The organism is Metabacillus herbersteinensis (assembly GCF_042433335.1).
Lineage (GTDB): Bacteria > Bacillota > Bacilli > Bacillales > Bacillaceae > Metabacillus > Metabacillus herbersteinensis.
In genome coordinates this window covers 39279-49915 of sequence record NZ_JBHLVO010000034.1, presented here as the reverse complement: position 1 = coordinate 49915, position 10637 = coordinate 39279, and the positions used below count along the sequence as shown (strand labels likewise).

The window sequence follows — 10637 nt, the reverse complement described above, 5'->3', positions numbered from 1 at the left end:
AACCTCAAATTTACCGTTATTCTTCATAGACTTTGCGTCAGGATCAGTTAAACAGACTTGTTTTATCCCTTTATCTTTAAGATCTTCTTTTATGTTAATTAACTGCTTAATTCTTTCTTGATAACACTCAATTTTCTCATTGATTTTTTGTTTCATATCATCGTTTTCTGTTGTGTTTAGGAAATCACTAATGTGGTTTTCAATTTTCGACTCATAATAGTCTAGTTTCTTTTTTATAATGTTTTCATTATAATGCTTATTTTTTGCGCTGCTAGCTTTTATCTTTGTTCCATTAATAGCGATGAGTTGACCATCAATAAGTCCAAATCCTTTTCTTCTTAAATAAGCAAAAAATCCGCTAAATTGTTAGACAGACTCACGTACGGTTCTGTGAGGGTTGCGCCTTGAAAGTTCAAGGAATACATACGACTTGAGATAGTCGTCTAGATAATGCCTAGCCAGCAGTCTTGTACCGAGTCTTGCGTGTTGCACGGTAACGTGTACTGCGAAGCGTAGACAGGAAGATGGCAGGCCGGAATAAAGTGAAGAGGATAATTAGTCCCGAAATCAAACGTGATGTGGAGTAGCCGACCTTTTCTCTCAATGGGGAAGGCAATAATGAAATAACCGCTAAAGGCAAGGGTATTCTCATTACTCCCGGGATTCGTACCTACGGCATGTCATCAATGGATTCCTTGGGAACAAGGGAGATCCAATAAACTTCTATAAAATATAGATAAGAATTCAACAAGCCCACAAAGCAAGGAGAATTCGATGGTTTATTGGAAGTCTTACTAACTGATAGTACTCTGAGATAGGGAAAGCCTATTACATGGGGAAGCGGTTAGCAGAAATTGAATCAATCTAAGGAAACATGAGCTTCATTCAATGGAAGATATCGGTCCTTAATTCAAAGTAAGGAGAAACCAATCATGACAACTGGATTAGAGAGAATAGCAGTAAAAGCTCGACAAGATACAAAACTACAATTTACATCATTATCACATCACATTACAAAAGAACTGATTTGGACTAGCTTAAACCATATGCCAAGGAACACTTCACCAGGTATCGATGGTACGACAAGAGATATGGCTATAGTTGAGTTCGAGAATTGGGTTGGAGGAATGATGAAATCAATCCACAGACACAGCTATAAACCTCCAGCAGTAAGAAGGGTTTGGATACCCAAGCCGGGAAAAGTTGAAAAACGGCCTATTGGGGTACCTTCGGTAGCGGACAGAGCTTTACAAAGAAGTACCTCAACGGTACTTTCATCAATTTATGAACAAGACTTTCTAAATTGTTCATACGGTGGTAGACCAAATAGAGGGGCACATAATGCCTTAGCTACACTTAATGAAACTATTTCGGGGAAGAAGGTTAGCTGGGTGTTGGAAGCTGATCTCAAGAACTTCTTTGGAACCCTAGACCATGATTGGGTAATTAAATTTGTACAACACCGAATTGGTGACCCTAGGATTATTAGTCTAATTAAAAGGTGGTTAAAAGCAGGTGTAATGGAAGGTAAGGAAATACAGGTTAGCGAAACTGGAACACCACAAGGTGGGTCAATAAGTGTACTGTTAAGCAACATTTACCTTCATTATGTATTGGATTTATGGTTTGAAAAGGCAATAAAACCAAGGCTAAAAGGTGAAGCACACCTAATAAGGTATATAGATGATTTTGTAGTATGTTTTCAATATCGTTCTGATGCGGTCAGATTTCAGGAAGTCCTTAAGAAAAGATTAAGGAAATTCTCGTTAGAACTTGAGCCTAATAAGACTAGGCTAGTAGAGTTTGGACGGTTTGCCAGTAAACATGCCCAACAAAGAGGGAGAAAATTAGAAACAATTTACTTCCTAGGTTTTACACATTATTGTACTAAAAACCGTAAAGGTAATTTCATGGTAGGTAGGAAAACCGAAAAGACTAGATTTAAGCGAAGTGTAAATAAGATCCAAGAAGTGCTTCGTATTATCAGACATTGGTCGATAAAAGACCAAACTGAAAAGATAAATCAAATTCTTAGAGGTCACTATAATTACTATGGAATGGCTGGTAATCTTAGGGCTATAACTAAAATCTATAAAATAACGGAACGTTATTGGAGAAGAATGTTAAGTAGTAGAAGTCAAAAGAGCTATATAACATGGGAAAAATTCAATAAAATTAAGTCGGTTTTTCCTTTAGAGCGTCCTAAACTCTCAATTCCATACTCGAAATTGAAGATGTACGCTAAGCTGTGAAGCAATTTCTGAAGAGCCCGGTGCGGGAAATCCGCACGCCGGGTTCTGTGGGGGTTTGAGCCGCCAATTGGGCGGCCTTTCTACCCGGAGGGCGAAAATAAACTAGTTTATTTTCCCTCTACTCGATTTTATTAGAGATGCGCGTTTGAAAAATCTATTATTTCCCCAACAGTGAACTGGAAATATTAGAAGAAGTTACTAGGCTAAATCTCTCTAAGATTAGTGGTAACTCCCATCTTAGTCATTCTATTGTTTTTCACTCGTCCCTCGCCCCCAAATCAACTCCCAACACCACTAACGATTGGTTGATACGCCACACGTAATAGAGATGGTGAATCAAGTCGCTGTGAGCTTGTTGTTTGCTACTTGGTGCAAGTCGCTCAATTTGCTCACGTTCTTTTTCTAAACGATAAATGATTCCATTTCGTTCAGTTCCATTAATTAATTTTTTTAAGGTAATAAAATTGTGGTCGATTTTTTGTTCCATTTTATTAAAGGTTATAACGAGCTCTTCTGGATAATCAAAATTCTTCCGATAGGATGAAGCGACTAAATGTTTTGCATAATAAGTGATCGCTGTGAAAATGGTAATCCATCTAGCAATTCCTGAGGAACTTAGGGCGCCAGGTCGCTTTAGGAGAGTTTGCGATTGATCTATTATGTCTTGCATTTTCTGATCAATATCAAAGGTTTGATCTGCTAGTCCCTTTACGTTAATCTCTTCGCGAAAACTTCTGACATAGTCTGTGACATATGGTTGCAGATTGTTTAAGAATTCTTCCAATGAATCGGCTACTTTATCTTTTGTTTTCTTTGGGAAAATAAAGTAAGAGGCACAGATTGCAATGGCTGCACCAGCAAATGTATCTAAAACGCGAGCTCCCATTAATTGAAGAGATATTCCCCCTAGCAAAAGATCATACATAAAAGCGACCATCATCGTAATAAATACGCTCATCATCGTATACGAAACAGGAAATACATAAAAAGCGAAGAAAGTGACAATAAACAATAATGAAATTTCTAAGGCCGTATGACCTGATAGAGCCTTTGCAAAAGCAAATCCAATAACAGCCCCGATTATCGTTCCAAGTGAACGCTGAATTCCTTTTGTATACGTTCTTCCAACTGACTCTGTTCCTAAAAGGACAAGAAAAGCTGTCAGAAGCACCCAGTATGGCTGTGAGGGAGAAATCATTTGTCCAACAATAATAGATAATGTTCCTGCAACCAACGCTTGATAAGCTTTTTTCGTTGAATGCTTTAAGCCTTTCTCTTCTACTGTATTGGATTCATCTTCATCACTAGATTTTGGGTTTAAGAGTAGGTTTTCTTTCATATCAGGATTCTGTAAGGCGTGCTGAAACGTCACCGCACCTTCAATTACGTGATTGGTAATCGATTCAATTCGACGAATGAGGTATAGCCAACTCTGTGATTTATCGTCTAAATTGTGTAAATCACTTAATAGGAACCTTAACGCTTGAACAGCTTTCTCTGCTTCCTCTAAATGGTGGGTTTCGTAGTTCTGGCTCAGTACTTCTGCATCTCGAAGTGCTTTCACCACCCAAACGAGGAGTTTTCTTAACTCTTCATACTCGAGGGCATCAGCACTTTTGAGCTTTTGAATTGAAACGGCCAACGTCTCGACGAGCATTGTGGTATCAAACACATAAAGTCTAAGTTGGGAAGTTTGAAGTCCTGGCCATATTTTTTCCACATCGTGAGCATTTAAATCACCAGAGACAGAGCGTGCGTATTCTTTGAGTTTACGGACGTTCTGTTTGAGACTCTTTAACCTTTTAGGATTGGCTTTCGGGTCCTCAATTATTTTAATTAGAATTGAAAAAGAGAGATTCGATTGGATATGAAAGGAGCGCATACCTCTTTTAAAAACCTGTGCCGAATCTTTAAAAACATGAAAGTTAAAGAAATACGCATAGGCTGTGCCAATGATTGATCCAAGATAAAACCATAGCAACTGATCAGGCGTTACTTTAATAATGAAAGATATATATATGGTCATAAAGAGTATCATGCCAAGTGAAAAATAGCGGACGGCAAACCGTGTTAAGTAAAAAGTGTTGAAAATAACAAGAACCATCAATACATCTATTGTGTAAGTATGGTCCATGAAGATGGACCCCAAGGTGATACCGATCATGGCTGGAACACAAAGGAGTAATGTAGTTATTCTCTTCTCCTTTTCAGTATCATCCATCACTGTCATGATCCCCAACAGTCCAGCCATTCCGGACACAATGGCTGGAGAGAGAAGATCAAATCCCATTATTCTCATAATAAAAATCATTGTAAAAACAGCGGTTATTAAACTTATCGTAGCTTTACCAGCTTGTTGAAGCCTTTTATATCCCGGATCCGACGCAATTAGCCTCCCAAGCCAATGGTGTTTTATATGTATTCTTCTCATTAACATAACATCTACCTTTAGTTTTATATTTATTAAACCAAGAGTCCTCTATTATATTACCCTAGGCATTTGAGTTTGAATCTTAAATAGATAGTTTAAAACTACTGTCTATTTGCAGATAGCTCTGTACTAACTTCGATCACTTTAAATAATTCTTTCAAGTTGCATATTTATGAAAACCCCTGTAACATATATTGTATTCAGTACACATAGAACAATATCGTTTACTGTGAAATGAGGGATTGACATTGGAAATCAACATTGTTCAACCTTTGTACCAGCAGGTATATCGGGAATTCAAGAAGTTAATATTGACAGGCCAAATTCCGCCTGGTGAAAAGATTGTCATGTCTAAACTTGCTGAGCAATATAAGATAAGCAGGACACCCTTGCGGGAAGCTTTGAGACAGCTACAAAATGAAGGATTGATCACCCAGGATCATTCGATTATGAAGGTAGTCGAATTAAACAAAAATGATTTTCTGGAACTTTGTCATTGCCGATTAGTTTTAGAAAAAGAAGTGGTTCGATTAATGGTAAACGAAATAACTAAAGATGCATTAGAGAAAGTCTATGAAGTTCTTATGAAATCGAAGCAGGCAATTGAAGATGGTGACTCCTTTAAAGTTCTAGAGTTGAACGCTCAATTTCATGAATTGTTAATAATAAATTGCTCTAATCAGCATTTGGTGCAACTCTTAGATCATACTCGATCACTGCTGTTAATCTATCGTGCCAAAATAAACAAAAAACCACAATACAACCTAGAAATCTTTCAAGAACACCTTAAGCTGTTCGAAGCAATTAAATCCAGAGATATAGATCAATCTGTTCTAGAAGTAGAGAGCCATCTATTAAACGATCAAAAAAGAGGATTGGATTTTTTTCAATGAAATTGAGTAAAAAAAACAAACGTTTACTGCGTTTGTTTTTTTTTTTTATTCATTAATAAGTTGCCTTATTTTGATAGATTTACCTTGGGTATGGGGGGATTTGTCATTAGCTTTCGTAATCACACTTGGTTTTTTATTCAAAATAACTAGGGTGACTAGTATAAAAAGAATATGAATTTAGTAAAACAACAATATTTTTTTAATTATCAGAAAAATCATTGACATTATCATTATTAGTTATTAATATGTAATTGTATACTGCACACTGAATACACTAATTGCGGAGGTGAGAAAGGGAGAATTCCACATAAAAAAACTATGTACATATGGCCATGTACATAGCATGTGAAAAAATGATACTTAGTCTTAATCTTAACACAGAAGCACTTTGAATTAACAGTTTAAAGAAAAATGTAAGCGCTAGCAATGAGGAGAAAAGTAAGATTGGTCCTGTACAGAAGTTATTTGACGTATGTGAGTTAAAGAGATGGGAAGTATTACAAGATTGAGAGACTTGTATTAAATTGATAGAAAATATTACTTTATCAGTTATGCAGAAGTGTATCAATTCATACAAGACTAAAAAATTGCGTTAGAAAATAGGATGGGATTAATTACTTGAAAATTAAGGGGGAAATTTCTTGAGCATAGAACTCATTGCAATCCTTATACTTTTACTGATGTTCGTCATCGGTACATTATTGCCGATAAATATTGGGCTTTTGGGCTTTGTTGCGGCTTTCTTTGTTGGATCTGTTGTTGCTGGGATGGAAGTTGACGCTATTTTTGCTGGATATCCTGGGGACTTGTTCGTTCTTCTGGCAGGGGTTACCTTCTTCTTCGCTATTGTTCAGAATAACGGAACCATTGACTTAATCACTAGTTGGGGTCTGAAATTGGTCAGAGGGAACATCGGTCTGATCCCTTGGGTCATGTTTGGGCTAGCGATTCTGTTGTCAAGCATTGGCACACAGGCTACTGCTTGTGTCATGATCATTGCTCCAATTGCATTAAAATTAGCTGCTCAATATAAAATAAATCCTGTTATGATGGGTTGCTTAGTTGTTATTGGATCGACTGCTGGCGCCTTCTCGCCTCTTAATCTCTTTGGCTTGATCGTCAAAGGAGTTATGGAAACGAGTGCCATTCCGCATGAGCCGGGACTACTCTTCCTAAATACAGTCCTCTTTTGCACGATAGCTTCAGCAATTTTGTACGTCGCTATGGGAGGGTTACGCTTGCTAAAGCAGGACTCATCACAGGTTTTAGTAGCGGCTACTTTGGAAGACGGTATGGAACGTAATGAAAACAGGTTAACTTGGTATAAAGGAATGACACTTTTAGGTATAGGTGTTTTGATCATGATGGCTCTTGTGCTAGAAATGAATATGGGCTTTTCTGCTCTTATAGTGGGCCTTGTGTTAACATTGATGGCTCCACAAAAGAACTCAAAGGTACTTGCGACCTTGCCTTGGACGGTAATCTTTATGATTACAGGAATCGTGACGTACGTAGGAGTGCTTGAAAGTATTGGAGCTCTCGATTATTTGACAGAGCTAATAGCATCGGTGGAAAGCTCTGTTGTCGCCGCTCTCGCAGCATCATATGTAGGCGGAATAATCTCGGCATTTGCTTCAACTACAGGATTCTTGGCGGCTATTATTCCGCTTGCAGCACCTATCCTTGAAGATCCGACTGTCTCGTCCGTTGGTGTTATTGCAGCAATCTCTATTGCTTCAAGTATTGTTGATTTAAGTCCGTTCTCTACAAGTGGAGCGTTATTGGTAGCGAACGCTCAAGGTATGAATGAACGTGAATTTTATACGAAACTCTTGACAGTAGCTGCTTTCATAGTAGTCCTTGCGCCAGGTCTAGCTTGGTTGGTATTTGTACTAATTGGAGTACCTTGGGGCTAATACTAGCACATACCTTTCTTGGAATCATTGAGATTTTCATCAACAAAAAGTGAGAGCGTTACCAATGGGAACGCTAAACAATAGTGAGATCACTTTATTGTAGGAGACGCAACAGAAATCCTTCATTAGATGTTCGCATTGCTGTCTCAAAAGGTCGCTAAAATAGCTAACCCTTTTGAGTCAGCAATTTTTTATAACATCAGAATATATAAATTTCAGACTCAGTATGCGTTATAAGATAAATAAATAATCAGAAAATTCATTGACTTTGTGAACATTGAAGATTATGATAATAACTATTAAAGTATACTGTATACAGTATACATAAAAGGAGTGAATGAAAAGATGGGTCCACTAACAGGAGCAAAGATTTTAGATGCATCCCAAATTATGGCTGGTCCGTATTGTACAATGGTGTTGGCTGATCTAGGTGCCGAGGTAATTAAAATAGAGAAGACTCAAGGTGGAGATGATTCTAGGCAAATGGGTCCCTATGTGAATGGTGAATCCACTTGTTTCTTTCAAATTAACAGAAATAAAAAGAGTGTAGCCTTAAATTTGAAGTCTGAAGAAGGTAAAAAGATATTCAATGAATTAGCGAAAGAAGCAGATATTATTGTTGAAAATTACCGTCCAGGTGTAACAAAATCATTAGGAATTGATTATGAATCGATGAAAGAGTTGAATGACGGGATTATTTATTGCTCGATCTCAGGCTACGGGCAAACGGGTCCTTATTCGCATAAAGGTGGTTTTGACTTAGTAGCCCAAGGAATGACGGGGTTAATGAGCATGACTGGCCTACCAGGTGAGAGACCCTTGAAATCAGGTGTAGCAGTTTATGATATTGGTGCCGGAGTTACTGCAGCTTATGCCATTTTAGCTGCATACATTCACAAACTAAAATCGGGAAAAGGGCAACAAGTAGATATTTCGTTAGCAGAGTGTGGTCTTCCTTGGTTTACGTGGGAAGCTGCTGCCTATTTTGCAAATGGAACAATTCCGGAACCATCCGGTTGGAGACATCGGGTGTCTGCTCCTTATCAAGCGATTCAAGCGAAAGACTCTTTTATGATGGTAGGATGTGCAAATCAACGAACATGGGAAAAGTTTTGTGAACATGTTCTTGCAAAACCAGAATGGCTGAATGATGAAAGATTCCAAACAAATTCCCTTAGACATCAGCATGTTGAAGAGCTAGAAAAAGAAATCGAAGAAATTACAATAACCATGGATGCAAGCTATTGGATAAATAAATGTGAACAGGCTGGTGTGCCTGCAGGGCCAATCAATAACTTTGCAGAAGCAGTCAATAATGAACACTATCTCGAAAGAGAAATGATTCAGGAACTGGAGCATCCACTACTAGGGAAAATGAAAACAATCGGATCTCCGACGAAGTTTTCTGAAACGAAGGCTGAAATTAAAACTGCTGCACCTCTATTAGGAGAGCATACGGAAGAAGTATTATCAAAACTTGGATATTCCACAGAAAATATACAATCATTCATAGAAAAAGGTGCCGTAAAGCAGTATTCACCAGTTGCTGAAAATTCACGATAAACGTGTAACAAGTAACCGAAAAGCCAACTCATACAAAGGAGAGGATGAATAAAATGCTTCACGAATTTAATGGAATTATGCCTCAATTGCATTCATCAGTTTATGTAGCCCCTGGTGCTCAGTTAATCGGACAGATTATTGCGGATGAGAACGCAACAATTTGGTTTAATGCAGTATTAAGAGGAGATAATGAAACGATTAAAATTGGTAAGGGTTCGAATATTCAGGATGGCTCAGTCATCCATGTTGACGAAGGTTTTCCAGTTATCATCGAAGAAAATGTAACAGTTGGCCATAATGTTATCTTGCATGGATGCACTGTAAAAAAGGGTGCATTAATTGGAATGGGGGCAACGGTATTAAATGGCGCGATTATTGGAGAGGGAGCACTAGTCGCAGCCGGAGCTGTCGTGGGTGAGGGAAAAGTAGTTGAGCCGTGGACACTAGTTGCGGGTGTCCCAGCAAAACCGATTAAAAAACTGTCAGAAGATAATGTAGCAAGAATGGAAGATGGAGCTAAGCATTATGTAAAAAAGGGTCAACAATTCAGCCAACAAAATATAAAGCAGCACGTATAGATATTTCTAACCTAAGAATTCACTGTTTTTCTCAAATGAATAGGCTATAGGTCAAAAAAATATTTAAGGAGAGATGAAGCATGTCTGTTGAAAATACCATTGAAGTTGGGCAAGTCATTCTCGAACGTTTTGGTGCGGTTGCTCAGTTGACTCTATCTCGGCCAAGCGCACTTAATGCGATGACTTGGGAGATGTATCAGCAGCTGGAAGAATATTTAACAGCTCTTGCAGATGATACGCAGGTTCGCGTACTAGTCATTCGTGGTGATGGGGATAAGGCGTTGGCAGCAGGTACAGATATTAGTCAGTTTAAAGGATTTACTGGTCAGGATGGTATTAACTATGAAATAAAAATTGATCGTATTATTAATAAGTTGGCAGCATTTCCAAAACCTACGATTGCGGCAGTTCATGGGTACGCGATTGGAGGGGGGATGATTATCGCAACAGCTTGTGACCTACGTTACGCAACGCTAAAGGCACGATTCGGAGCCCCTATGTCTCGGACACTAGGAAACTGCCTAAGTCTCGAAAACTATCAAAGGTTAGTAAAGGAACTAGGTGCCATGCGCACCAAGGAATTACTCTATACCGCCAGACTTGTTTCCGCTGAAGAAGCCATTTCTATTGGTTTTTTAACAGCTATCTTTGAAGAAGAAGAATTTTTTGATAATGTCCTAGAGATTGCTACTAAAATTAGTAAGAATGCTCCACTAACGGTCGATGCAACGAAAGAAGCTATTTATAGACTTAACAAGAATAACGGTTTGATTAATTCTGAACATGAGTTTGACGATATTATTTCTAAGGTATATGGAAGCAGGGATTTTGCAGAAGGAGTTGCAGCCTATATCGAGAAGCGTTCACCCGTTTGGGAGGGGAAATAAACAAAACTAAGTTAAAGTAACATTTACAAAAGGTAACGGAATAAATTCGTTACCTTTTTTTGTAGAATGAGAGGCTTGGAACTAATAAATGTTTCAATTGAAACGTTTTTTTGTTCC

Annotated in this window: 7 protein-coding genes; 6 read left to right on the top strand and 1 reads right to left on the bottom strand. The window is 38.1% G+C overall.

What is annotated here, in order from left to right; all coding sequences use genetic code 11:
• Positions 1-932: 932 nt before the first annotated feature.
• Positions 933-2252 (top strand): group II intron reverse transcriptase/maturase, encoded by a 1320-nt coding sequence (gene ltrA, locus ACFFIX_RS24020; protein WP_378938603.1) that lies wholly within the window; start codon positions 933-935, stop codon positions 2250-2252.
• A 256-nt stretch (positions 2253-2508) separates the two neighbouring features.
• Here the strand turns inward: ltrA and ACFFIX_RS24015 are convergent, their stop codons facing one another.
• A complete protein-coding gene (locus ACFFIX_RS24015) occupies positions 2509-4683 on the bottom strand; it encodes an FUSC family protein (RefSeq protein WP_378938601.1) in 2175 nt (724 codons plus the stop codon).
• Positions 4684-4931: 248 nt separating this feature from the next.
• Here ACFFIX_RS24015 and ACFFIX_RS24010 point away from each other — a divergent pair, with 248 nt between their 5' ends.
• The 5 genes from ACFFIX_RS24010 to ACFFIX_RS23990 all read left to right on the top strand — a co-directional run bounded on the left by ACFFIX_RS24010 (position 4932) and on the right by ACFFIX_RS23990 (position 10520).
• Entirely contained in the window at positions 4932-5576 is a 645-nt protein-coding gene (locus tag ACFFIX_RS24010) for a GntR family transcriptional regulator (protein WP_378938599.1), read from the top strand.
• Between the two features lie 641 nt (positions 5577-6217).
• Positions 6218-7492: an SLC13 family permease gene (locus tag ACFFIX_RS24005; RefSeq protein WP_378938597.1), complete on the top strand. Its 1275-nt coding sequence runs from the start codon at positions 6218-6220 to the stop codon at positions 7490-7492.
• Between the two features lie 345 nt (positions 7493-7837).
• Positions 7838-9055: a CaiB/BaiF CoA transferase family protein gene (locus ACFFIX_RS24000; protein ID WP_378938596.1), complete on the top strand. Its 1218-nt coding sequence runs from the start codon at positions 7838-7840 to the stop codon at positions 9053-9055.
• Positions 9056-9108: 53 nt separating this feature from the next.
• On the top strand, positions 9109-9633 hold the full coding sequence (locus tag ACFFIX_RS23995; protein WP_378938594.1) for a gamma carbonic anhydrase family protein: 525 nt from the start codon (positions 9109-9111) through the stop codon (positions 9631-9633).
• Positions 9634-9713: 80 nt separating this feature from the next.
• Positions 9714-10520, top strand: a complete 807-nt coding sequence (locus tag ACFFIX_RS23990; protein ID WP_378938592.1) for an enoyl-CoA hydratase — start codon at positions 9714-9716, stop codon at positions 10518-10520.
• The last annotated feature ends 117 nt before the right edge of the window (positions 10521-10637 follow it).

Excerpts from the sequence above, each read along its gene's own strand:
- ACFFIX_RS23995 (WP_378938594.1), top strand. The coding sequence starts at position 9,109 with ATGCTTCACGAATTTAATGGAATTATGCCTCAATTGCATTCATCAGTT.
- ACFFIX_RS24015 (WP_378938601.1), bottom strand. The coding sequence starts at position 4,683 with ATGAGAAGAATACATATAAAACACCATTGGCTTGGGAGGCTAATTGCG.
- ACFFIX_RS24000 (WP_378938596.1), top strand. The coding sequence starts at position 7,838 with ATGGGTCCACTAACAGGAGCAAAGATTTTAGATGCATCCCAAATTATG.
- ACFFIX_RS23990 (WP_378938592.1), top strand. The coding sequence starts at position 9,714 with ATGTCTGTTGAAAATACCATTGAAGTTGGGCAAGTCATTCTCGAACGT.
- ltrA (WP_378938603.1), top strand. The coding sequence starts at position 933 with ATGACAACTGGATTAGAGAGAATAGCAGTAAAAGCTCGACAAGATACA.